Annotated in this window: 1 protein-coding gene; it reads left to right on the forward strand. The window is 62.6% G+C overall.

Going from position 1 to position 243, the window contains the following annotated elements; translation table 11 throughout:
* Positions 1–243: NEL-type E3 ubiquitin ligase domain-containing protein (locus SB752_RS33130; protein WP_410719616.1), on the forward strand; the 243-nt coding region annotated here is incomplete at both ends.

Genomic DNA, 243 nt, shown 5'->3' on the forward strand with positions numbered 1-243 from the left:
GGATGCCAGCCCGGATCAGGCGCAGCTTTGGGACGAGCTGTTCGAAGGTGATTCAAACCGGCATTTGCGCGAGGTGGTCGAAGGCGTGGCGCGCTCGCGGCAGGCCGAGCGCAACTTGCGTAGTCTGACCCGCCAAGTCTGGCAGCTACTGGAGCAGGCAGGGCAGGATGAAGAGTTGCGAACCCACCTGGACACTGTCGCGCAAGAGTACCCACCTACCTGTGGCGATGCCAATACCGATGC

It is taken from the genome of Brevibacillus sp. SIMBA_040 (assembly GCF_046535075.1).
Taxonomy (GTDB): domain Bacteria; phylum Bacillota; class Bacilli; order Brevibacillales; family Brevibacillaceae; genus Brevibacillus.